The sequence below is a fragment of the Prevotella sp. S7 MS 2 genome, from assembly GCF_000762865.1.
Taxonomy (GTDB): Bacteria; Bacteroidota; Bacteroidia; order Bacteroidales; family Bacteroidaceae; genus Prevotella.
On record NZ_JRPT01000039.1, the window covers coordinates 19,743 to 43,463 of the forward strand.

General features: G+C 45.1%; 19 protein-coding genes. 13 read left to right on the forward strand and 6 right to left on the reverse strand.

Annotated elements, in window-relative coordinates; all coding sequences use genetic code 11:
- The first annotated feature begins 438 nt into the window (after window positions 1-438).
- From HMPREF0671_RS07680 to HMPREF0671_RS07695, 4 genes are all read left to right on the forward strand, one after another.
- Entirely contained in the window at window positions 439-1,365 is a 927-nt protein-coding gene (locus HMPREF0671_RS07680; RefSeq protein WP_036899101.1) for a magnesium transporter CorA family protein, read from the forward strand.
- A 120-nt stretch (window positions 1,366-1,485) separates the two neighbouring features.
- On the forward strand, window positions 1,486-3,252 hold the full coding sequence (locus HMPREF0671_RS07685; protein ID WP_036899104.1) for a DUF349 domain-containing protein: 1,767 nt from the start codon (window positions 1,486-1,488) through the stop codon (window positions 3,250-3,252).
- Between the two features lie 98 nt (window positions 3,253-3,350).
- Window positions 3,351-4,649, forward strand: coding sequence for an alpha-L-fucosidase (locus HMPREF0671_RS07690; RefSeq protein WP_036899047.1), 1,299 nt, complete (start codon window positions 3,351-3,353; stop codon window positions 4,647-4,649).
- Window positions 4,646-5,320, forward strand: coding sequence for a copper homeostasis protein CutC (locus tag HMPREF0671_RS07695; protein WP_036899050.1), 675 nt, complete (start codon window positions 4,646-4,648; stop codon window positions 5,318-5,320). Before HMPREF0671_RS07690 ends, HMPREF0671_RS07695 begins: the two co-directional genes overlap by 4 nt.
- A gap of 126 nt (window positions 5,321-5,446) precedes the next feature.
- On the opposite strand, the gene HMPREF0671_RS07700 is transcribed toward HMPREF0671_RS07695, so the two are convergent.
- From HMPREF0671_RS07700 to HMPREF0671_RS07710, 3 genes are all read right to left on the reverse strand, one after another.
- Window positions 5,447-7,912, reverse strand: coding sequence for a transglutaminase family protein (locus HMPREF0671_RS07700; RefSeq protein WP_036899054.1), 2,466 nt, complete (start codon window positions 7,910-7,912; stop codon window positions 5,447-5,449).
- 260 nt (window positions 7,913-8,172) lie between these two features.
- Window positions 8,173-9,681: a ComEC/Rec2 family competence protein gene (locus HMPREF0671_RS07705; protein ID WP_052052930.1), complete on the reverse strand. Its 1,509-nt coding sequence runs from the start codon at window positions 9,679-9,681 to the stop codon at window positions 8,173-8,175.
- A gap of 18 nt (window positions 9,682-9,699) precedes the next feature.
- Window positions 9,700-10,593 (reverse strand): AraC family transcriptional regulator, encoded by an 894-nt coding sequence (locus tag HMPREF0671_RS07710; RefSeq protein ID WP_036899056.1) that lies wholly within the window; start codon window positions 10,591-10,593, stop codon window positions 9,700-9,702.
- Between the two features lie 222 nt (window positions 10,594-10,815).
- Between HMPREF0671_RS07710 and HMPREF0671_RS07715 the strand changes: the two genes are divergently transcribed.
- The 4 genes from HMPREF0671_RS07715 (at window position 10,816) to aspA (ending at window position 16,248) form a co-directional block, all read left to right on the forward strand.
- Complete coding sequence (locus tag HMPREF0671_RS07715; protein ID WP_036899058.1) at window positions 10,816-12,159, forward strand: anaerobic C4-dicarboxylate transporter family protein; 1,344 nt, start codon at window positions 10,816-10,818, stop codon at window positions 12,157-12,159.
- Window positions 12,160-12,208: 49 nt separating this feature from the next.
- The gene (gene ansB / locus HMPREF0671_RS07720; RefSeq protein WP_369793958.1) at window positions 12,209-13,264 is read left to right on the forward strand and encodes an L-asparaginase 2; all 1,056 of its coding nucleotides are present in this window, start codon (window positions 12,209-12,211) and stop codon (window positions 13,262-13,264) included.
- A 187-nt stretch (window positions 13,265-13,451) separates the two neighbouring features.
- Window positions 13,452-14,663: a porin gene (locus tag HMPREF0671_RS07725; RefSeq protein ID WP_036899064.1), complete on the forward strand. Its 1,212-nt coding sequence runs from the start codon at window positions 13,452-13,454 to the stop codon at window positions 14,661-14,663.
- Between the two features lie 166 nt (window positions 14,664-14,829).
- Window positions 14,830-16,248, forward strand: a complete 1,419-nt coding sequence (aspA, locus tag HMPREF0671_RS07730) for an aspartate ammonia-lyase (protein ID WP_036899067.1) — start codon at window positions 14,830-14,832, stop codon at window positions 16,246-16,248.
- A 252-nt stretch (window positions 16,249-16,500) separates the two neighbouring features.
- Here aspA and HMPREF0671_RS07735 read toward each other — a convergent pair whose 3' ends face one another.
- Window positions 16,501-16,902 (reverse strand): FMN-binding protein, encoded by a 402-nt coding sequence (locus HMPREF0671_RS07735; protein ID WP_036899071.1) that lies wholly within the window; start codon window positions 16,900-16,902, stop codon window positions 16,501-16,503.
- 150 nt (window positions 16,903-17,052) lie between these two features.
- Between HMPREF0671_RS07735 and HMPREF0671_RS07740 the strand changes: the two genes are divergently transcribed.
- On the forward strand, window positions 17,053-18,165 hold the full coding sequence (locus HMPREF0671_RS07740; RefSeq protein ID WP_084589742.1) for a metallophosphoesterase: 1,113 nt from the start codon (window positions 17,053-17,055) through the stop codon (window positions 18,163-18,165).
- Between the two features lie 32 nt (window positions 18,166-18,197).
- Here the strand turns inward: HMPREF0671_RS07740 and HMPREF0671_RS07745 are convergent, their stop codons facing one another.
- Entirely contained in the window at window positions 18,198-19,307 is a 1,110-nt protein-coding gene (locus HMPREF0671_RS07745) for a DEAD/DEAH box helicase (protein WP_036899074.1), read from the reverse strand.
- 133 nt (window positions 19,308-19,440) lie between these two features.
- Complete coding sequence (locus tag HMPREF0671_RS07750) at window positions 19,441-19,728, reverse strand: RNA-binding protein (RefSeq protein WP_036899077.1); 288 nt, start codon at window positions 19,726-19,728, stop codon at window positions 19,441-19,443.
- 443 nt (window positions 19,729-20,171) lie between these two features.
- Here HMPREF0671_RS07750 and HMPREF0671_RS07755 point away from each other — a divergent pair, with 443 nt between their 5' ends.
- From HMPREF0671_RS07755 to recA, 4 genes are all read left to right on the forward strand, one after another.
- On the forward strand, window positions 20,172-20,780 hold the full coding sequence (locus HMPREF0671_RS07755; protein WP_036899080.1) for a DUF6621 family protein: 609 nt from the start codon (window positions 20,172-20,174) through the stop codon (window positions 20,778-20,780).
- A gap of 44 nt (window positions 20,781-20,824) precedes the next feature.
- On the forward strand, window positions 20,825-22,063 hold the full coding sequence (locus tag HMPREF0671_RS07760; protein ID WP_036899083.1) for a saccharopine dehydrogenase family protein: 1,239 nt from the start codon (window positions 20,825-20,827) through the stop codon (window positions 22,061-22,063).
- Between the two features lie 78 nt (window positions 22,064-22,141).
- The gene (locus HMPREF0671_RS07765) at window positions 22,142-22,519 is read left to right on the forward strand and encodes a four helix bundle protein (RefSeq protein ID WP_036899086.1); all 378 of its coding nucleotides are present in this window, start codon (window positions 22,142-22,144) and stop codon (window positions 22,517-22,519) included.
- A gap of 154 nt (window positions 22,520-22,673) precedes the next feature.
- Window positions 22,674-23,702 carry a recombinase RecA gene (gene recA, locus HMPREF0671_RS07770; RefSeq protein ID WP_036899089.1) on the forward strand — a complete coding sequence of 343 codons (1,029 nt, stop codon included), beginning with the start codon at window positions 22,674-22,676 and terminating at the stop codon, window positions 23,700-23,702.
- Window positions 23,703-23,721: the final 19 nt, after the last annotated feature.

The window sequence follows — 23,721 nt, forward strand, 5'->3', positions numbered from 1 at the left end:
TCCACTTCTCCTCGCAACAAAGTATGTCGACGTTTTGTAAGCTCCATTTGCATGGCACACCCACTCAAGTGAGAAACGGTGAAATACATATGCCCGACAAAAAATGAACTCTACCAATATCCACACCACCACTTCTATTAATTATATTTTTCTAATTCAAAGCATCATCTAAGAACTACAAGATTCGTAACATCCTTTTCGTATATTTCACACAGTTTCGTATTCGTAAAGAAAACGAGACTGCCTAAATCGCTATGGAGAAAAAATCATGGGGTTTCCTTGGAAATGCGGACGTTTTAATGTATCTTTGCAAAGTTAAATCAAACTATTAATTCCTATGGACGATTATCACGCGGAAAACTTTAATTCGTTGGCGTGAGGATTTAGCTAGATGCGAATCCCCACACCGGTTATTATTTAATGTGGAGATTGGCAGACATGAGAACCTACTGGAATATTACAGATAACTTGACCGCCATTAAAGAATGGCAACCCAATTGCTGGATACAAGTAACGTGTCCAACAGATGAAGACCAACAATTGTTGGAAGAAGAATTTAACATACCCGACTATTTTCTATCAGATATCAGCGATACCGACGAGCGTGCCCGCTATGAATACGACGACGGGTGGATGCTCATTATCTTGCGTATACCGTATGTGAAGGAGATTCGTTCGCGTACGCCATACACCACTGTGCCCTTAGGTATCATCCATAAGAAAGACGTTACCATCACTGTTTGCTTCTACGAGACCAACATGATGATTGACTTCGTAAGCTATCAGCAGAAACGTAGTGAAGGCTTTACGGACTATGTTGACATGATTTTCAGGCTATTCCTTTCTTCAGCCGTGTGGTATCTGAAACGTCTAAAGCAAATTAATGCACTCATAGAAAAGGCTAAACATAATCTAGACCAAGGAGTGAACAACGAAAGTTTGATAGGTTTGAGCAGATTACAGGATTCACTTACCTATTTCACCACTTCTATTCGAGGAAACGAAAACCTGCTGTCAAAGTTGAAATTCAAGCTACAAGTGGACGAATTAGACGCCGACCTTATCGAAGACGTCAACATTGAGATGACACAGGCACGCGAGACCACGGCCATCTACTCAGATATTTTAGAGTCAACGATGGATACTTATTCCAGCATCATCAACAACAACATGAACACCACGATGCGTACACTGACATCCGTATCTATCATCATGATGTTCCCGACACTCATCGCATCACTCTTCGGAATGAACCTTATCAATGGTATGGAGACCAGTCGATGGGGCTTCTGTATAGCACTTTTTATTTCAATCTTCGTATCAGGGCTCTCTTGGTGGATTCTCCGCTTCAAGCGTTTGCTGTGAGATTGTAGTTAAAAAATATCAATTCTACTAGGAATTTACAATTATTTTATTTAAGTTTGCATGAGATATGTCTTATTAGAAGACATTGTATTAACTGTATCTCATCAACTTAATAGCGACATGATGGACTCTCAAGAAAATGCCCTTGAAGTGGGAAAACAAGAAGAAAAAGTTGCAACGAAGGCCTATACCACCAAACAAGAAGTGATAGAACGGCTGAAAGAAATCGTCGGCAACAACGAAAATCCTACCAAGGACGAACTGGATCACCTGAAAACAACGTTCTATAAACTGCACATTGCTGAGCGCGATGCACAGCAAAAAGCATATTTGGAAGAAGGAGGAGACCCGGAGAAATATCAGGTTTTGCCCGATGAAGCCGAAGAAATATTCAAGGCTGAGATGAGTGTCATCAAAGAACGGAGAGCCGAACTCTTCAAACAACAGGAAGAAGAGAAGCAAGCTAACCTAGAGAAAAAGCTCGCAATCATTGAGAAGATAAAGAATATGGCCACATCACCCGATGAAGCCAATAAGTCATATCAAGAATTCAAAGAGATACAACAACAGTGGAAAGAAATCAAAGCTGTACCAACTGACAAAGCAAATGAGTTGTGGCGAAACTACCAACTCTATGTAGAGCAGTTCTATGATTTACTGAAACTGAACATCGAAGCACGCGAATACGATTTCAAGAAAAACTTGGAATTGAAGACAAAGTTATGTGAAGCTGCCGAGAAATTGGCTGAAGAAACAGACATTGTAAGCGCCTTTCACCAGCTACAAGAGCTACATCAGGAGTATAGAGAGATTGGTCCGGTGGCTAAAGAACTACGCGAAGAGATTTGGACTCGCTTCAAAGCCGCATCAACCGTCATTAATAAGCGCCATCAACAGCACTTCGAAGAGTTGCGTTCTAAGGAAGAAGAGAACCTAAACAAGAAGACTGCACTCTGCGAAAGAACCGAAGAGATATGCAAACAAGAGAATAAGAACGCTGCCGATTGGGAGACACATACCAAGGAAATCATAGCCATTCAAGCCGAATGGAAGACCATTGGATTTGCTCCACAAAAGATGAATGTGAAGATATTCGAGCGTTTCCGTACTGCTTGTGATACATTCTTCAATGCCAAGGCAGAGTATTTCAAGACGATGAAATCACAATTTGCTGAGAATGCAGAGAAGAAAAAAGCACTCGTAGAAAAAGCAAAAGCATTACAAGACAGCACAGAATGGAAGTCTACCAGCGATAAACTGATTGCTCTACAGAAAGAGTGGAAAACCATAGGAATGGTTTCTAGAAAGCTAGGCGACCAACTATGGGAAGAGTTTCTCGGTGCATGTAACAAGTTCTTTGAAGCTCGTAACGCAGCCAATTCGGGTACTCGAAACGAAGAGCATGCCAATCTTGAAAAGAAACATAGCATCATTGAGCAGCTCAAAACCCTGTGCGAAGAGGCCTCCGACAACATCCAAGAGAAGGTACAAAGCCTTGTTGACGAGTATAATAAGGTTGGTCACGTGCCTTTCAAAGACAAAGATAAAGTCTATAAGGAATATCACGACGTGCTGGATAAGCTCTATAAGGAGTTGAATATCACTACTGCCCGCAAACGATTAGACAACTTCCGCAACAACATCAAGAACATAGCGAAGCGCGGAGAAGACGCTTTGGGCAACGAACGTGGCCGACTGATGCATCGCTATGAGGCTCTGAAACAAGAGATTATCACTTATGAGAACAATCTAGGATTCCTCAATAGCACCAGTAAAAAGGGCAATAGTCTCATCGATGAGATGAATCGAAAGGTACAAAAACTGAAAGATGACCTCGAATTGGTGAAGCAAAAAATCAAAGCTATTGATGCTGAAAACAAGGAATAATACTATTCATACAAGCAAAAGCCGAGTCTACAGCAGTACGACTCGGCTTTTTTAGAACCATTATAGAATAACATCTATCAAGTATAAACCTATATCTCATGAAAAAATTATCATTTATTACGTTTTTATTATTGCTAAGCCTGTTGTCTATGCAAGCCGAGCAAAAGTATGTACCTACACCGGAGAACCTCGAAGCAAGAAAGGAATTTGAAGGTTTCCGCTTCGGTATTTTCCTCCATTGGGGGATCTATAGTGAATTCGCACAAGGCGAATGGTACCTCAATAGTCACATCAATAAAGACGAATATGCCAAGGCTGCCTCTTGCTTTTACCCCATTCAGTTCGATGCAAATGCTTGGGTAAAAGCCATCAAGGAGTCTGGTGCCAAGTATATTACATTCACCTCACGCCACCACGACAGCTTCTCTATGTTCCATACAGACGAGACCAAATACAATATTGTGGATGCAACACCTTTCAAACGAGATGTATTGAAAGAGCTATCTACCGCTTGCCAACAGCAAGGAGTGCGTCTTCACGTCTATTATTCTATCCTCGACTGGATTCGCGAAGACTATCCTATCGGTCGAACCGGACTTTATACCGGTCGCAAACTGGCTCCCAACTACGATACTTACTTCACTTTCATGAAGAATCAAATACGCGAAATCCTTACCAACTATGGCAAAGTAGGTGCCATTTGGCTCGATGGTTATTGGGATCATGATAGCGATAGTATTCCTTTTAATTGGCGTATGGAAGAGTTTTATCGCTACATCCATAACATCCAACCGGCTTGCCTCGTAGGCAACAACCACCATATTACCCCGATTGACGGTGAAGATTTCCAAATGTTTGAGCGCGACCTGCCCGGTGAAAACAAAGCCGGACTATCGGGACAAGACATCAGTAAGTTGCCATTAGAGACCTGCGAGACCATGAATGGCATGTGGGGTTACAAGGTATCTGACCTCAATTACAAGACCACCGACCAACTCATAGAACTCTTAGCACGCTCTGCCGGCAAGGGAGCCAACCTTCTTATGAACATAGGCCCGCAACCTAACGGTGAACTTCCGGCTGTCGCGCTCGACCGTCTACAAGGTTTGGGCAAATGGATGAAGCAATATGGCGAAACCATCTATGGCACCAAGGCTAGTGAAGTAGGCGAAGCTAAATGGGGAACAAGCACAGCTAAAGACAATAAGATTTATCTACACGTGTTCGATAAGACGCTGTCAAAACTCACATTCACGATTGATAAAAAGCCCAGAAAGGTCATCGACTTCGTAACACGTCGCCCATTGGCTTGCCAATACAACAAAAAGACCAAGCAAGCTACAGTTACATTCACAGCCGACACAACCCCTGATTACGTCATAGAACTAACAAAATGAACCAAAATTATACTTTAGAAGTCTGCACAGGCAGTCTTCAAAGCGTCATCAATGCCGTCAAAGGCGGTGCCAAGCGAATAGAACTTTGCTCAGCACTCAGCCTTGATGGTCTCACTCCATCGCTGGGACTAGTACAAACCGTACGCACATTATTCCCGCAACTCACCATCCACGCCCTCATTCGTTCGCGCGAAGGCGACTTCATTTACAGCGAAGAAGAGGTACAAGTGATGGAACATGACATTACAGCATTGTTCCCTTATGTAGATGCAATCGTCAGTGGAGCACTCACACCTGAGGGAGATATAGATGTAGAAACCACTCGCCGACTCATCGTGGCAGCCCAAGGTAAGCCGTTCACCTATCACCGTGCATTCGATGTATGCAGGAATCCGATGCAAGCACTCGACCAATTAATGACATTAGGATGCGCCCGTGTGCTTACTTCCGGCCAACAATCTACAGCCGAAAAGGGCATTCCACAATTGCGCGAATACATCCATCACACCGCCGGCAGAATGATTATCCTTCCCGGCGGAGGCGTTAATCCCGGCAATGTACATCGCATTATCGACGAAACAGGAGCCATCGAGATACATGGTTCTGCTTCCGGAATTTCGCCAAATGGCCGAAAAGAAACGCAGGCAGAGATTGTTAGGCAACTGATTTAATCCTCTTCCCCATCAAAAGGAAAGGAATCTGACTATAAGAATAGAAAAGAGGGATTATGGAAATTGCAATCATGCAACCATCCATAATCCCTCTTTTTTTATGCCAACTCGCGACAGGGAAAGCCTTTACAACTTCCCTATCACCTTCAATATTTGCTCACCTATATTAATGGTATATCCCTGTTGAACATATACCACGCGGTTAAAGCTATCGCATATCACGAAGATTGGTAACGAAGATGTTCGTAGTTTCAACTGTTCGCATACTTCTTTCAAAATCTTACCATCTACATCTGTTCCCCAAACAACGGTAGAAGGCAGACGGTCGAACTCCTTAAAGTTGAAACGTTCCATGTGTTCGGCGTCTTGGAACAGCAATACCATCTTTCTTCCCCACTTTTCAAACTGCTCTTTGTAAGCACTGATGTCGCGCAAAGTATGGTTTGTCGGTTCCTGATTCGGAGCTACAATACCTACCATATAATATCCGCGCCCAACGGTAGAAAGCAGACTCTTATCTGTATTCGTAGCCTTATCGTGGTAAATATCCTCCGCATTCAAGCTACCAATCACCTGTATATCATCGCTACTTTCGCGCAGAGCGAAACTTAATTTTGTAGTTTCTCCCTTCTTGACACGGAATACTTCCGTATGAGCCAACACCGCACCACTAGCCATTCTCGAACCGGTGGTCAACATATACTCGCCTTCATCCAAGTCCACACCATTGGCAAAATCACCTTTCCATGTCGCTTCTTCCGGATAAGTGAGCAACTGTGCTTGTCCGTTTTCTATCCGACTCAGCGTGAAGTGGATGTAATATTTGGGATTATCATTAAACTTCGAAGCCTGATAATCAAGCACCAATCGACCTTTCGGAGCCACCACAGCCTCAGTCTTACCACCAAATTCCACATCTACCCAATTGTTTCCGGCATAATATTGCAACTTACCATTTACCTCGTTGATACGAGCCGGCCAGCCTAAACTGCGTGCCACCGACACGAAGAAGATATCACGCCCTAGCTTATCTGTTATCTTATCGCGCCACACACTCATCGGTTGCATGCGCAATCCTTGTGGATTGTGTACCTCATCGATACGGATATTCTTCTCACACCACGCCACCAACTGTGCCACACTCTTCACGCTGGCCATCTTCTCGCGCAAGAAATGCTTGTAAGGCGTAAGCCATTCACTCTCCACACGAGGATTCATCACGTAGCAACAATATATGTCCGACGTATCGGTCTGCTCTACGGCATGGTCACGCAACACATCCAATGGCACGTCGCGCAAATCCTTTTTTGAAATCACCTGCAACAGTTTCTGTGCCATCACCTTGTTCTTTGCACCGGCAAAAAAAGCATCTATCGTAGCATGATTGCCGCGCGACTCGTCTTTCATCGTTGCTTCGTAAGCCTGACGAATAGCGTCTTCCTCAGCCATACGCCGTGTATTCTCTGCCCGCTGAGCCGCTGTCACATCGGGCAACTGTCCACTTGTTGGTGGCGGAACAATATCCAAATCCATCTTTTCGGTCAGTTCCGCGTGTTCCAACACCACTTTGACCTCCGGAGTCTTACCGAACGAAATCTTCTGTACGGCCACCTTACCATCTTTCGACACCCACAAGAGCATGTCACCCTTGCCGGCTGTGAGCGACGCCCTACCCTGCCCATCGGTATGTTTGGTTGCCACCGTGTAGAATTCGGCATAGTTATACACCTTAAATTCCACTTTCGCATTAGCTACACGATTACCTTTAGCATCCACCACGTCTACTTTTACTTCAGCCGTGGGGGCATAGTGGTCTATCACATTGATTTCCGTGTAGTTCGGAGTACGACTCATAACCTCTTCCGGACCGTCGTAATCGCCGAACACTTTGGTATGCATCAACATACCACGCGAGGCACTCTCGTTGAACCACCCCAAGTTTAATACCGGTTCAGGTTCGCATGCACCTAGGAAATACCACTTACCATCGGCCCACGCTTCTACCCATGCATGGTTGTCATCAGTATGTGCCCAACGCGGCGTATAGACCTGTCGAGCCGGTATCCCCACTGCCCTCAAGGCAGCAACAAGAAACGTGCTCTCCTCGCCACAACGTCCATAAGCTGTACAAACCGATGCCAACGGACTACTCGTGCGCGAATCCGACGGTCTATAAGTCACCTTCTCATGGCACCAGTGATTCACTTCTAGAATGGCATTCTTCATTGATAAACCTTTCACACGGTCTTTTAATTCACCATAAAACACCTTGCGACTATGATCCAAATTTTCATTGTTCACACGCACAGGAATCACAAAGTGCTTAAATTCTCGTTCGGGAACAGTCTTTCCCCACGGCATATCGCGCTGTGCCTGCAGCGACATCTCTACATTTTCGCGATAGAAATCGCGCGTATAGTCGGTTTTATCAGGCAACGACATGTAGCGATATAAAAAGTCCATGTACTTTGCCTCTGCTTGTGTGTCGGCTTGGACTGCTACCAAAGGCTTTGCTTGGCAGTCCACAGCTCGCATGCTTCCAGCCGTTGCGGCCGTGGCCATAGCCAATAAGATGAATGTTTTCCTGTCCATATGATAAGATTGTTTTGCGCAAAGATACACAACTTTCCGAGCTTATGCAAACCAAATCATTATAAAAAACAGCCTACCTGCCAACTCGTCTGTTTGTTTACTTATCAACTGCAAAGGCTGGGCAATCTTGCTGCCTCGACCATGCAGCGTCGCTGTTCGGGCTTTGCAGTATTGCTGTTATGTGTTTGCAGCGACCTCACCTCAACCCTCTTCTTGAGAAAGGAAGATTATATAGAGTTATCAAGTAAACGAGATGAATCTTAAACACCATTGTTTCCGATAGGCCGTAAAGGATGAAAGGAGGCTAAAAGGCAAACTCCGACGATAATAACATAGAGCAAAAAAACTCGCAAACCGCCAATATGAATATGCTCAATACTTGCTCCGGGCCACCGAGCAATAACACTTACAACCGCATTCATCACTCCAGCTATCAGCCCGACAGCCCATTCCAACACTTGAGCACAAAGCGGTAGCCAACCGATGAGCAACAACAAACAAGCCATATAGAGCAACAACGTGGCACAAGGAATCACAATGAGATTGGATAACAGGAAATAACACGAGAATCGACCGAAGTAATAAGCCACCAATGGAGCCGTACCCACTTGGGCAGCAACCGATGTACACATCATCGCTCCCACCCAACGCAGCACTGAATTCGCAGGGTTGAGCCAATCGAAGAGTGGCCTATACAGACAGAGGATGGCTGCTACGGAACAGAACGAGAGCTGAAAGCCTACATCCCAAAGGCAAAGTGGATTGGCGGCAAGCATGATGATGGCAGCCAATGCCAGCGTGTTGAGCGAGATGTTGTTACGATGTAACAGCGTCACCAGCGAATAAACGGTCATCATCGTGGCTGCACGTGTCACCGACGGTGGAAGTCCTACTAGCATGGCATACGCCCAAATAGCCACGAGGGCAGCCAGTCTGCCTATCAAAGAACGACCGAACAGCAGTGTCAACACCATGAAAATGATAGACAGATGGAGCCCAGATAGGGCAAGGATGTGTGATGTTCCCGCTACCGAATACTCATGTTTCGTCTGCCTACTGAGCATCGACTTGTCACCAAGGGTCATAGCTACCACTACGGCCAAGACGTCTTGCTGCATGCCAGAAGCCATATATCGGTCGGCTAACAATCGCCTCCATTGCAACAAAAGATTTCTGAAACTTCCCGCTTCATGCCCCGACAGCACATGCAATTGACTCATCTGTACGAAAGCCGTGGCTACATAACCATGCACTCGCATCCATCGCTCGTAATCAAAATGCCCGGTAGAAAGAAAATTTTGCGGCCTCTCCAATCGCGATACGAACTCCACTCGATTACCAACTGCCAACCGCATACTACGCACATTGTCGCCATAGAGCGACGCTCGTACCTTGAGCGACCGCTTGAGTGAATGCCGTTGTATCGTCTGAACATCCATATCGCACATCACTACACGCCTATGAACGGTCGGATTACCTATAACTACAGCCTCTATGTGGCATTTCTCATCAGGCAAAGTCGGATGAAGCCGATGGTTATGGAAAGTTATGAGCCAAATGCCGACGACCATGGTCACCAACACTATCATGACGGTTTGCCACACACGGTAGCGTATCCACCATGCCAACAACACAAATAACAGTCCCACGCTCGTCCATATACGCAGCGAAAAAGTATCGCCCCAATGGTTGCCAATGAGAATACCGAAAATAAAAACGGCTGCTATGCGAACTAAAGGTATAGATTGTAGGTTGGACAAATGGTTCATGTGGTTGTGTTGTTCAGGCTAGTGTGTATCCCTTTTATTCCTATATCCCTGTGGTGTAAGACCCGACTTGGCTTTGAAGAAATTAGTAAAAGCCGACTGGTCGTTGAAATGTAAGGTTTCTGAAATCTCCCCTATCGTAAGCCCAGAACTACGCAAAAGGTTACAAGCTTCCCTGTAAGTGAGTTGCGATAGATGCTCGCTGACCGTCGCACCTGATATTTCTCGCACCGTACGAGAGAGGTAGGTAGGCGTCATATTCAACTTATCGGCATAGAAAACCACCTGCCGTTCCTGTCTAAAATTCATATTAGCAAGATGCATAAAGATTTTAAAAATATTCTCTTTGTGCTTGAAATCGTGCGTGAAGAGTTTGTCATCGTATGGTAATTCGACGATAAACAACAGACAAACATGTACCAACGAGCGAATTATCTCTACTTTATAGAGATGCGAATACCTAATGGCTGTACGGATTTGATGAAACAATCTGCTTAGATCAGCAACTTTCTGGTCATCTAGATGATATACCGGTGCTTGTGTCAAAAAGGTTTCCGGCATCATCACATCAGAGTCGTTGCTCACCGAACGCATGCCAGCGTAGAACGCACTATCAATCATCAAGCCCTCTAAAACGGTGTCTGAATCGTTGGAAAGGCAGTGTACCAATTGGAAAGGAGCCACAACTAACAGGTCGCCGGCATGCAATTCCACACTGTTATCGCCTATCTCTACCGACAGACTCCCCGACCTCAACAACAATAATAGGTAGAAACTGATTCTTCCTTCAAAGAAAGCCATCGTACAATCGGGCGTGGCAGCCGTAGAAAAAGCGGCTACATCCTCGCCATAAACATCGGAAATATGGTATTGTTCGGCTATTTCCGACAAGCCAAAAAGATGCTTCAAAACCATGACAGTCCTATGATGTGTACATCACAAAGTTACAAATTGTTTCGATATTCACAAAAAACAAGCAGAAATTTATAAAGACCGATACTGCATTTCGAGCTAACTTTGTATAAGATAAACTGCACTCGGCAATTTAAGAATAAATTCTTATTGCACTCGTTTGCACTATCTTTGTGATAGATTACTACTTGACAAAAACATTAAGGATTTAAAAACGAACAATCTATGATAACAACAATGGTACTCATACAGCTTGCTATCGTATTGGCACTGATATTTATCGGTGCACGAGTTGGCAGCATCGGACTCGGTATCTATGGCATGGTGGGCGTATTTATACTCGTCTTCATTTTCGGACTCAAGCCGGGTAAACTACCTATTGACGTGATGCTCATCATCGTTTCGGTCATTACGGCTGCTGCATCATTGCAAGCTGCCGGTGGATTAGACTATCTCGTGGGCGTGGCAGCACGCTTTCTACGCCGTCATCCACAACAGATTACGTACTACGGACCACTCACTACATGGCTCTTCTGCCTTGTTGCCGGCACAGCACACACATCTTATTCGCTGCTACCTATCATCTCTGAAATAGCCAAGAATTCCAAAATTCGTCCTGAACGCCCGTTAAGTGTGGCCACCATCGCGGCTTCACTAGGTATCACTGGAAGCCCTGTCTCGGCCGCAACAGCAGCCATTATCAGTACCGACTTGCTGGGTGGGCGTGGCATCGAACTCAAAGATATACTCATCATCTGTATTCCTGCATCGCTCATTGCCATTCTTGTATCGGCCTTTGTACAAAACTTTGTGGGTAAAGAGTTGGAAGACGATCCCGAATATCAGCGCCGAGTGCGCGAGGGAATCATCAATCCCGAAGCCGATTTACGCAAGATGGAAGAGATGGAAAGCCATCCGTCGAAATATGCACGACGTTCTGTATGGGCTTTCCTTTTAGGAGTTGTGCTCGTCGTCATATTCGGTTCAGCTCCTTCATTGCGCCCCTCGTTCATGGTAGACGGTGTGAAGAACACACTCGGCATGCCCGAAACTATTGAGATTATCATGATGTCTGTGGCCGCACTCATCCTGCTCTTCGGCAAAGCCAACATTAAAAAAGCTGTAGAAGGTAACGTTTTTGCGGCCGGAATGAATGCCATGGTATCTATATTTGGTATTGCATGGATGGGCGATACTTTCTTCAATGGCAATCTAGAGTTCTTCAAATCTCACATCGCAGAGGTGGTTACGCAGTATCCTTTCCTCTTTGCCATCGCCTTATTCTTCATGTCTATCATGTTATTCTCGCAGGCAGCAACCGTCAGAACGCTTTATCCGCTCGGCATCGGACTCGGTATCAGTCCGCTGGCGTTGGTAGCTATGTTCCCAGCGGTAAATGGTTACTTCTTCATTCCCAACTATCCTACTGAGGTAGCAGCCATCAATTTCGATCAAACAGGAACTACCCGCATCGGTAAGTATGTGCTTAATCACTCGTTCCAGTTATCGGGTTTCATCACTACTTTCGTATCCATAGGCGTAGGTTATCTCATTATGCAAATGCTATAATGCTATCTTTTAACTTTATAAACCCGGCGTCAAGCCACAATCTCTAATCATTATGACAAAGAAAATTTATTCATTGGTAGTGCTATTTGCACTGTTTATCAGTTTATCAATGGCTGCCAAGCCTAAGATTCGTATCATTGCTACGGGCGGAACGATTGCCGGTGTCAGCGCTTCGGCAACTTCTTCGGCTTACAGTGCAGGCCAAGTAGGCGTTCAAACTCTTATACAAGCCGTTCCACAAATGCTAGATTTGGCCGATGTCAGTGGTGAGCAATTGGTCAATATCGGTTCACAAGACATGAACGATGAGGTTTGGCTGAAACTCGCCAAACGCATCAATCAATTACTAAACAACGAAGGTTACGACGGCGTTGTGGTGACTCACGGCACAGATACGATGGAAGAGACGGCTTATTTTTTGAATCTTACTGTGCATAGCGACAAACCTGTCATCCTCGTAGGATCTATGCGACCCTCCACAGGCATCAGTGCCGACGGCCCGGGTAATCTCTATGCCGGTGTAGCTGCGGCAGCAAGTGCCAATTCAAAAGGCCGTGGTGTAATGTGTTGTATGAACAATCTGCTGCTCGATGCAAAAGAAGTCATCAAGACACATACCACGGATGTAGCCACATTCCAAGCTGCCAACTACGGCAAAGTGGGATATGTATATAATGGTGAAGCCATTTACAACAGCTCGGTAGACAACATCCACACCACCAAGAGCGAATTTTCGGTAGACAATCTCGACAAGTTACCGCAGGTAGGTATCGTCTATGGCTATGCCAACTGTTCTCCGCTACCCATGCAGGCATTCGTAGATGCCAACTTCGATGGTATCGTTTTGGCCGGTGTAGGCGATGGAAACTTCTATAAAGACGTGTTTGATGTAGCATTGAAAGCACGTGCTAAAGGTATCAACGTCGTACGTTCATCTCGTGTTCCTACCGGTCCTACCTGCCTAAATGGTGAGGTTGACGACTCCAAATACCATTTCATAGCTTCTCTAACGCTCAATCCTCAGAAGGCACGTGTACTCTTGATGCTGGCTTTGACCAAGACCAAAGACTGGCAGAAGATTCAGGAATACTTCCAAAAGTATTAATCTCAAACTGCACAAACTTAGGAGTTAGAAGGAGTCAATAGGAGTTTAAATCTCTTGGAGACTTGAAGTCAACCGACAAATATCTATTAATTTTCCTCTGTTACTCCAACGCCTAGCAGGCGCTTAAACTTCGATAACTCCTAAGTTGAGTTTCTTTGAAAAATTTAAAACACAAATTTAGCACCTTATGAAACAATATCTATCAATTGTAGCTGCACTATGTATCTCGATGGGTGCGGCAGCACAAGGCAGCAATACAGGCATGGGCGGACAAGACGGGAATTATCAATCCTTGGCCGAACGAGTACTGAAACTGGAAAAGAAGACCGATGCTTTCAACGTATACTTCAACTATGCGGCTTCAGGAAGCGCCACAGAGACAAACGGTGTATGGGGAACGGGATTCGCCAACAAGCAGTTACGCTTGGAAATCAAGGGTAATATCACCGACAAACTGTTCTATCGCTTCCGCCATCGCTTGAATAAAAGCGATGCAGCCAAGAGCAAAGACAACTTTGCCAAAGCCACCGACATTATGATGGTAGGCTATAGTTTCAACGACAAACTGACCGTTCAAGCCGGTAAGATGTGCCAGATATGGGGGGGATTTGAATTTGATGAGAACCCTATGTACATCTATCAGTACTCTGATATGGTTGATAACATGGACAACTTCACCGCCGGAGTGGTGTTATCTTATAAACCTGTACCCACACAAGAGATTGCCGTAGAAGTCTCTGATGCCGATAACGACAAGTTTGCCGACTACTATGGCGGTAATGTTGTAGCTACTGCGGGTCCTTCATTACGCGAATTAAAGGCCGTTACAGGCAGCAATAATCCCCTTACCTACATTGTCAACTGGAACGGAAGTTTCTTAAACGACGTGCTACAGACTCGTTGGGCGTGGGGTATTCAGACGCAGGCACGCCATAAATATTCGCGCATGATAACCTTGGGACAGAAGTTGAATCTCCCCAAATTCCAATGGTACTTCGACTATATGGGCGCGTTCGACGGCCTAGACCGACTTCGTATCGCCAGTGGAGAACTGGGTAGTCTGCTCCAAACTGGCTCCGAACAGTCCGGATACTTCAGCGATGTGCACTATAACTCGTTCATCAGCAAAATCAATTGGCAGTTTGCTCCACAGTGGAACCTCATGCTCAAGGGTATGTACGAGACTGCTAGCGTCTCTAAGATAGAAGAGTATAAGAACTATCGCAAATCGTTTGGATACATGGGCTCAATCGAATATTACCCCGTACACCAGCAAGATTTCCGCCTGTTCTTAGCTTATATAGGGCGTAAGTTCAATTATAGTGAGAAGTCAGGTTTGGCCGACTACAACACCAACCGCATCGAACTAGGCTTCATGTACAGAATTAAATGTTTCTAATGAGAAAGAGATAACTGGAGTAAATAGAAGATAACTGGAGACAACAGAAGTTAGCAGACAATAGTAAATAGACTCTAACAAATATACATTTGTCTGCTAACTCCATACAACGATAAGTTGTTTAACTCCCGATAACTTTATTCTTACTCCTACAAAAAACAATAATATGGAAGAAAAATTCAGAGTAGAGTCCGACCTTTTAGGCGAACTGAAGGTTCCGGCAGACGCTTATTATGGCGTACAAACACAACGTGGTATCAACAACTATCATATCTCACGCAAAAAAATGCGCGACTATCCCGACTACGTCATCGCCATCGCGTACGTTAAACTGGCTGCCGTGCAGACCAACCATAGCCTCGGTGTCATCAACGACGAGATTGCCGGAGCCATCTCACAGGCTTGTCGAGAGATTATAGACGGAAAGTTACACGAGAACTTCCCCATTGATATGATGCAGGGAGGAGCTGGAACATCGGTCAACATGAATGCTAACGAGGTAATAGCCAATCGTGCATTGGAGATTATGGGGCACAAGAAAGGGGAATACCAATACTGTTATCCCAACGACCATTGCAACTGTGGACAGTCTACCAACGACGTTTATCCCACCACAATTCGCCTTGCCATCATTCGCATGAATAAGAGTTTGGTAGCCAGCCTCACCGGTCTTATCAGCGCATTGCGCTACAAGGGCGACGAATACAAGGATACCATCAAGATGGGACGCACGCAGTTGCAAGACGCTGTACCTATGACGGCAGGGCAAGAATTCAATGCTTACGCCAACAACTTGGAAGAAGAAATACTGAACCTAGAGCGTAATGTGAAGCTATTACACGAAATTAACATGGGCGGTACGGCCATCGGAACCGGTCTGAATGCTGTTCCGGGCTTCGCAAAGCTATGCGCAGCCAATCTAAGCAAGCTCACTGGCGAGACATTCATCTCTGCATCCGACCTCGTAGAAGCCACTCCTGATACAGGAGCATACGTTAGTTACTCATCGGCATTGAAGCGGTTGGCCGTGAAACTGTCTAAGATATGCAACGACTTCCGCCTCATGGCATCGGGACCCCGATGTGGTTTGCACGAAATCAACCTACCTGCGAAGGCTCCCGGTTCTTCTATCATGCCCGGAAAGGTGAACCCCGTCATCCCCGAAGTGACCAACCAAGTATGCTTTAAGGTCATCGGTAACGATACAACCATCTCGTTTGCAGCCGAAGCAGGCCAGTTAGAACTCAACGTCATGGAGCCTGTGATTACCGAATGTATGTTTGAAAGCCTCTGGTGGTTGCGTAATGCCATCGATACATTGACCGAAGAGTGCGTGCTCGGCATCACTGTGAACCGCGAACGTTGCTACGAAATGGTGAAAAACAGCATCGGTATCGTTACTGCTTTAAATCCTTACATCGGTTATAAAACCAGTACCAAGGTGGCCAAAGAGGCACTCGAAACCAATCGTTCAGTCTACGACATCGTATTAGAGCAAGGCATTATGACCAAAGAACAACTCGATTTGGCTCTCGATCCCAAAGAAATGCTCAAACCACATAAATTTGAATTGCCTAAAAAATAGAATATAAGTTGAAAATAAAACGATTTCCCAGTGAAGTCACCCCCGATAAAGAAGATGGTAAAAGCTCCTTTATCGGGGAATTTTAATATATATGTCTCGTCGCCAAGTGAATTACCGGCAACATGCTACTTACTTTATCAACTTGTTGATTTTGCACTTCTATTTTAAGAGGACTGTTACATATAGATACAAAAATCCCCATGCAAACAGACTCATCTCATTGCATGGGGACTTATAGAAGGAATTGCTCTCTTACTTATGCTGCTTGTAATAATCCAAGCCAAGCTGTACATTCTTCTTCAAAGCATTGGAAGAGTAAGTAGCACCAGACACTCCATCAACGTCCATCTTAGCTGCTTTGCTGACAGTCTTGCCTGTATAAGATGCCAACAGAGCCTTGGCACGATTGAAATACTTGGGAGTCTCGTGGTTGGGAAGGGCTTCTATCTTCACCACTTTATTCTTACGAATATAGATTTTAAGGGGCGTCATACTCCTAAACCCTTTCACATTCTTGCCCAACAATTGCGTATTGACTACGGCTGTATCCTTATCTTGGGTGATAATATCGTTACCCGGAATGGCACTTATCAACAATATGATCGCCAAAACCGCCAATGCAGAGGTTATCCAAGTTATCTTTTGATTCTTCATTACCTATAATTTTTAATACCTATTTTTGTTAAATCTAGATTGCAAAGTTAACGGAATATATCCAAAGAATCGCAACAAAACACGTCGGTTTATGTTTTTTTTACCAAAGAAAACGCTATCTTTGTAAAAACAGGACCATCATACATCACTATGCTTAAAGCTTTCATAGCCTTCCTTATAGCACTCATAGTACCCGATGTTTACATCTGGATTCACTTCATAGGTACAGATGTTGCATGGTGGATAACGCTGCTTTATGCACTGCCGACAGTGGTCTTAATAGGTTCTTTCATTGCCGGCAATCTAGGATTCTATCACAATACGTGCCTGCGTATCTTCTTTTCGCTGAATCTATGCATCGTATTACCGAAATTGGTATTCGCTCTTTTATCATTGATATTACCCACGTGGCTAAGTCTAACCATTGCCTTGGCCTTGGTGGCAAGCATTGCTTACGGATTCATTGCGGGTTGGCGGCGACTCACAGTGCGTAGAGAGACTATCAAGTCTGAACTTCTACCGCCATCGTTCGACGGATTCCGCATCCTTCATTTCTCTGATTTGCATGCCGGGACATTCCTCAGAAGTCACTCGTTCATTCAACATCTCGTACAAGAAATCAACCGTTTACATCCCGACCTCATTGTCTTTACAGGCGATTTGGTGAATGTGAGCGCCGATGAAGTGATGCCATTCATGCGCGATCTACGTCAACTACACGCTCCATACGGTGTCTATTCGATTCTAGGAAACCACGACTACTGCGAGTATGGCAAAGACCATACGCTCCAAAATGTGGAACGCAATCAGCGCATGTTGCGCTACATAGAAGAGAAAATGGGCTGGCGACTGCTGCTCAACGAGCACGTATTGCTCGAAAAAGCATCCGATAAGATTGCTCTTATTGGTGTGGAAAACACCAGCCGACCACCATTTCCCTCTTATGGAGACCTACAGCGAGCCATGCAGGGGCTTCCCGACAGCATGTATAAAATACTCTTAAGTCATGATCCTACGCACTGGCGACGCAACATTGTAAGCCAAACCAACATCGCACTCACGCTGAGTGGGCACACGCATGCTGGACAAGTGAAGATAGGACGACTCTCCCCGGCACGGTTCGCATACCGAGAATGGGGTGGTATATACAAAGAAGCCCAGCAGACACTCTATGTATCGCTGGGCTTAGGGGGGACAATGCCGTTTCGATTGGGGGCATGGCCAGAAATTAACCTTTTAGAGTTGAAGAGCTCTAAAAGATAATGATGCAAAGCTAATAGATAAGGACTAAGACTCTATTGAGCCACTCGAATGCGCTTACCCGTCAACTTCTGTATATCTTTCAACTGTTTCCTTTCGTCATCGCAGCAGAAACTGAGAGCCAAACCCTCATTTCCTGCACGGCCGGTACGACCTATACGATGCACATAAGTTTCCGGAACATCGGGGATATCGTAGTTGATAACCAATGGTAGTTCGTTGATATCAATACCACGGGCAGCAATGTCGGTGGCCACCATTACACGTGTTTTACCGGTCTTAAAGTTGCCTAAGGCCGATTGGCGAGCCGACTGACTCTTGTTACCATGGATGGCTTGACTCTTGATACCTGCTTTTACAAGCTTACGGACGATATTGTCGGCACGATGCTTGGTGCGAGAGAACACGAGTACGGAGCGTTCGTCGCGCTCATGGAGCAGTGAGATAAGTAGCGCAGTCTTCTCTTGTTTCTCTACGAAATAGAGTCGTTGGTCGATGGTATCGACGGTAGAAGAGACCGGTGTCACCTCTACACGGGCGGGATTGTGCAATATCTTGCGCGTAATCTCCTGTATTTCTTGTGGCATGGTAGCCGAGAAGAGCATGGTCTGCTTCTGTTTCGGCAGCATGGGCAATAGCTTCTTGATGTCGTGGATGAATCCCATATCGAGCATACGGTCGGCCTCATCGAGCACGAAATAGCGTATACTGTCGAGTCGAAGCAATCCTTGAGCTTTGAGATCGAGCAGTCGGCCGGGTGTAGCAACGAGTATATCAATGCCTCGGCGCAGCATGTCGACCTGCGGTTGCTGCCCCACTCCACCAAAGATAACACCATGTCGCACGCCGGTATGACGTGCATAGTCGGTCAAGCACTCTTCTATCTGTAGAGCCAACTCGCGAGTCGGCGTCAATATAAGCGCACTAATGCCACGACTTTTCTGCGAAGTCTGACTGATATGTTGAATAAGTGGGATGGCAAATGCCGCTGTTTTTCCGGTTCCGGTCTGTGCGCATCCTAATATATCGCGCCCTTGTAATGCTACCGGTATGGCTTTCTCCTGAATGGGAGTAGGTTCTGTATATCCTTTTTCTGAAACGGCCTGCAATATAGGCTCTACAATCTTTAAATCCTGAAATGTCATTGTTTGTTTTTGAAAGAAGTTGACGAGTAGACCAGTTGACAAGTTAACGAGGTATCAATCATATTGTCCATTCGTTCACTTATAAACTCATAAACTAGTTTACTCGTTTACTTGTCTATTCGTCAACTCTTATTTAATATCTTCTCCTGTCGTTGTTGAAGTTACGACGGGGACGCTCCTCACGGGGCATAGCCTCTTTTACGTAAATAGTACGACCATCGAACTCTGTCTCATTAAGTGCGTCGATAGCCTTGCGAGCATCGTCGTCGTTGGACATTTCTACGAAGCCGAAGCCTCTAGAACGTCCTGTTTCGCGATCAGCGATGATTCTTGCTGATGTAATTTCCCCAAACTCTGAAAAACGGTTGCCCAAAGCTGCATCGTCTGTGCCGTAGCTTAGGCCTGAAATGTAAATGTTCATTTTTAATAAATGATGTTTTAAATAAATACTGGAAATCGGAGTTAAGAGAATAATTAAAGGAGCTGCTGCTTACTATTTAACTTGTAAAAGGAAGAGCGTTACGATAATAAGCCGAAACTCAAATTCGCAACAAAGGTATGGTAAATAATCTATAACAAACTATAACCAACCGCTTTTCTATACAAAAATAACCTTTTTTATATTTAAGAGTGGGGCTATTAGAGTCTAAACTCGTCTACTTGCCAACTTGTAAACTCTTCAACTACCAAACTGCAAGGCCGTAGCAATATCTCTGTTCGGGCTTGGCAGTAATGCTGAAAAGCCGAGACAGCAACACTGCCAAGCCTCTGCAATAAATCAATGGTGATTCCACGACGCCTTCATAGTCAAAATAAACGACGCTTTCCTTTGCCTTTCCAGTAGATTACACTATCTTTGCAAGTATGAATCCACAAGAGACTAACAGTATCAAATGGAGTGAAAACGTGTTGATTGCCGATGCCGATTACATCGACAAAGTGGTCTTTAACCTCACCGTAAACTTCGAACGCATGATTGGACGACGCATTCCAAAGGCCGATATGAGTCAATGGGGTGTATGTATAGCGCTGGATGGAGGAGTCCGTCCGGGTGAGAATGAAATACAAATGGTTCTCATTCATGACGAAAATCAACTGCAAATGGACAACTTTCAACCTTCTGATTATGCCAAAGAGTTGGATGGGCGTGCTTTCAAAGACGAGAAGTTAGGCGAGTTCAGTGTCAATACCATCGCTGCAGGAAAGATGACTTCTAAAGACGAGGCGATATTAGACGTGCTCTGTCTAGCATTGGAACGCCCGGAAGTGAAGCGTATCATGGTCATCCCTAACGCAGAACAAGGCGAGCTCTATGCTACCATTCGACAGACACTGCGCCAAATAGACGACGAAAAGCGCATCACCATCTTTGCCATGCAACCCATGGAAGGTGGCAATTTTAGGCAAGAAATATTGGGATACAGCCTCATGAGCGCACTGGGAATCAAGGCCGACGAAGTAAAGAGCTATTAAACAGATAGTCAATTAAGAATCACAAAAACAACAAAATAAACACTATGTCAAGAGTATTAATGATTGGAGCAGGTGGCGTAGCTACCGTGGCAGCATTCAAAATAGCACAGAATGCTGATGTATTCACCGACTTCATGATTGCTAGTCGGCGGAAAGAGAAGTGCGACAAAATAGTAGAAGACATCCATAAAGCTGGATGGAACATGCCCATAGAAACGGCTCAGGTAGACGCCGACGACGTGGAACAGCTCAAAACACTTTTCAACAGCTTCAAACCGGAGTTGGTTATCAACCTCGCTCTCCCCTATCAAGACCTCACCATCATGGACGCTTGCTTGGCTTGTGGGGTGAATTATCTCGATACAGCCAACTATGAGCCAAAGGATGAAGCACACTTTGAGTACTCTTGGCAGTGGGCTTATAAAGATAAATTTGAAAAGGCAGGCCTCACAGCCATCCTCGGTTGCGGATTCGATCCGGGTGTAAGCGGTATCTATACGGCTTATGCTGCCAAACATCACTTCGACGAAATCCATACACTTGACATCGTTGACTGCAACGCCGGAAACCATCATAAGGCCTTTGCAACCAACTTTAATCCCGAAATCAACATCCGTGAGATTACACAAAAGGGACTCTATTACAAGGATGGGCAGTGGATTGAGACCGAACCATTGGCTGTACATAAGGCGCTGACTTATCCAAACATCGGCCCTCGCGAGAGCTATTTGATGCACCACGAAGAGTTGGAGAGTTTGGTATTGAACTACCCTACCATCAAGCAGGCACGCTTCTGGATGACTTTCGGGCAACAGTATCTCACTTATCTTGACTGTATTCAGAACCTAGGCATGAGCCGTATTGACGAAATAGAATACGAAGCTCCGTTGGCAGATGGTTCAGGTAAGACTGCAAAAGTAAAGATTGTACCTTTGCAATTCCTCAAGGCTGTATTGCCAAATCCACAAGATCTCGGAGAAAACTACGATGGTGAGACCAGTATCGGTTGCCGTATTCGCGGTATCAAGGATGGCAAAGAGCTCACTTACTACGTTTACAACAACTGCAAACACCAAGAAGCTTACAAGGAAACAGGCATGCAAGGCGTTAGTTACACGACCGGTGTACCTGCCATGATTGGTGCCATGATGTTCTTCAAGGGTCTATGGCGCAAGCCCGGTGTGTGGAATGTAGAGAACTTCGACCCCGACCCATTCATGGAAAAACTCAATGAATGCGGCCTGCCTTGGCACGAAGTATTCGGTGGGGAGTTGGAATTGTAATTTCAAGGAGTTAAGGAGTTAGAGGAGTAATTGGGAGTTAAGCCAAATGCTTATACTCCCACAAGCTTATAAAAGTCAATGAATTGTTCTTTTCAAGACATTATTGCATGGCGCGAAGCACATAAGTTTGTGCTCTCTGTTTATCAAGTAACTTCCTCTTTTCCTAATTCTGAGAAATTCGGACTCACTTCTCAATTCCAGCAAGTAGCCGTTTCTATCCCGGCCAATATAGCCGAAAGATATCGCAAACTCAGCAAAGCCGACAAGCTAAGGTTTCTAAATATAGCTCAAGGTAGTTTGGAGGAATGCAGATACTACATACTGTTAGCGAAAGATTTAAAATACATATCACAGCCACAACACGACAGTCTATGTATACAAATAGAAACTACTAGTAAATTGCTTAATGGATATTGTAAGGGTATTATCAATCACTCTTTCGACAAAAATATATAATGCATGAGATAATAGTAGACGCTACAAAAATTCTTCGCAAGACTCTGTAACTCCAACAACATCAAGACTGTAACAAAATAAATATCAAGGAGATTACGCCCATAAGCATTTGGCTTAACTCCATAACTACAATTAACAACATAACTCCTTTATTATGTCAAAAGAAGAAACAACAGACGCACTGAAAGCTGCACAAGAGGGGAAACTGAAAGCGCTTCAGGCTGCTATGTCAAAGATAGAAAAAGATTTCGGTAAGGGTACCATCATGCGCATGGGCGACCAACAAGTAGAACATGTAGAGGTCATCCCTACCGGTAGTATCGGACTAGATGTGGCTCTCGGCGTAGGTGGATACCCACGCGGAAGAATCATCGAAATCTACGGACCGGAAAGTTCTGGTAAAACAACATTAGCCATCCATGCCATCGCTGAGGCGCAGAAAGCCGGCGGTATCGCAGCATTCATCGATGCCGAACACGCTTTTGACCGCTTCTATGCAGAAAAGTTGGGCGTGGATGTAGAGAACCTTTGGATTTCTCAACCGGACAATGGAGAGCAAGCTTTAGAGATTGCCGACCAGTTGATTCGTTCATCTGCCATTGATATTTTGGTCGTTGACTCGGTCGCTGCACTTACTCCTAAGTCGGAAATCGAGGGAGATATGGGCGATAACAAGGTGGGCTTGCAAGCTCGTTTGATGAGTCAAGCACTGCGAAAACTTACGGCTACCATCAGCAAAACAAATACTACCTGCATCTTTATCAACCAGTTGCGCGAGAAGATTGGCGTGATGTTCGGCAACCCGGAGACCACAACAGGTGGTAATGCACTGAAGTTCTATGCGTCGGTGCGCCTAGATATTCGTCGCAGCACAGCCATCAAAGACGGCGACCAACAGATTGGTAACGAAGTACGTGTTAAGGTTGTGAAGAACAAAGTGGCTCCTCCTTTCCGCAAGGCAGAATTCGAAATCATGTTCGGAGAGGGTATTAGCAAGATTGGAGAGATTGTAGACCTTGGCGTTGAATACGGTATTGTGCAGAAAAGTGGTAGCTGGTACAGCTACAACGGTTCAAAATTGGCACAAGGTAGAGATGCTACCAAGGCGTTACTCCGCGACAATCCGGAACTATGCGAGGAACTTGAAGGCTTAATCAAACAGGCTATTGCCGAGAAACAATAAGTTTGTAAAATACAAAATG

Bases quoted from the DNA above. Each gene is read 5' to 3' on its own strand.
- HMPREF0671_RS07695 (WP_036899050.1), top strand. From the start codon at position 4,646: ATGAACCAAAATTATACTTTAGAAGTCTGCACAGGCAGTCTTCAAAGC.
- HMPREF0671_RS07755 (WP_036899080.1), top strand. From the start codon at position 20,172: ATGAATCCACAAGAGACTAACAGTATCAAATGGAGTGAAAACGTGTTG.
- HMPREF0671_RS07700 (WP_036899054.1), bottom strand. From the start codon at position 7,912: ATGGACAGGAAAACATTCATCTTATTGGCTATGGCCACGGCCGCAACG.
- HMPREF0671_RS07745 (WP_036899074.1), bottom strand. From the start codon at position 19,307: ATGACATTTCAGGATTTAAAGATTGTAGAGCCTATATTGCAGGCCGTT.
- HMPREF0671_RS07685 (WP_036899104.1), top strand. From the start codon at position 1,486: ATGATGGACTCTCAAGAAAATGCCCTTGAAGTGGGAAAACAAGAAGAA.
- HMPREF0671_RS07740 (WP_084589742.1), top strand. From the start codon at position 17,053: ATGCTTAAAGCTTTCATAGCCTTCCTTATAGCACTCATAGTACCCGAT.
- aspA (WP_036899067.1), top strand. From the start codon at position 14,830: ATGGAAGAAAAATTCAGAGTAGAGTCCGACCTTTTAGGCGAACTGAAG.
- HMPREF0671_RS07710 (WP_036899056.1), bottom strand. From the start codon at position 10,593: ATGGTTTTGAAGCATCTTTTTGGCTTGTCGGAAATAGCCGAACAATAC.
- HMPREF0671_RS07705 (WP_052052930.1), bottom strand. From the start codon at position 9,681: ATGAACCATTTGTCCAACCTACAATCTATACCTTTAGTTCGCATAGCA.
- HMPREF0671_RS07765 (WP_036899086.1), top strand. From the start codon at position 22,142: ATGAATTGTTCTTTTCAAGACATTATTGCATGGCGCGAAGCACATAAG.
- HMPREF0671_RS07715 (WP_036899058.1), top strand. From the start codon at position 10,816: ATGATAACAACAATGGTACTCATACAGCTTGCTATCGTATTGGCACTG.
- HMPREF0671_RS07735 (WP_036899071.1), bottom strand. From the start codon at position 16,902: ATGAAGAATCAAAAGATAACTTGGATAACCTCTGCATTGGCGGTTTTG.
- HMPREF0671_RS07760 (WP_036899083.1), top strand. From the start codon at position 20,825: ATGTCAAGAGTATTAATGATTGGAGCAGGTGGCGTAGCTACCGTGGCA.
- HMPREF0671_RS07750 (WP_036899077.1), bottom strand. From the start codon at position 19,728: ATGAACATTTACATTTCAGGCCTAAGCTACGGCACAGACGATGCAGCT.
- HMPREF0671_RS07680 (WP_036899101.1), top strand. From the start codon at position 439: ATGAGAACCTACTGGAATATTACAGATAACTTGACCGCCATTAAAGAA.
- HMPREF0671_RS07690 (WP_036899047.1), top strand. From the start codon at position 3,351: ATGAAAAAATTATCATTTATTACGTTTTTATTATTGCTAAGCCTGTTG.
- recA (WP_036899089.1), top strand. From the start codon at position 22,674: ATGTCAAAAGAAGAAACAACAGACGCACTGAAAGCTGCACAAGAGGGG.
- HMPREF0671_RS07725 (WP_036899064.1), top strand. From the start codon at position 13,452: ATGAAACAATATCTATCAATTGTAGCTGCACTATGTATCTCGATGGGT.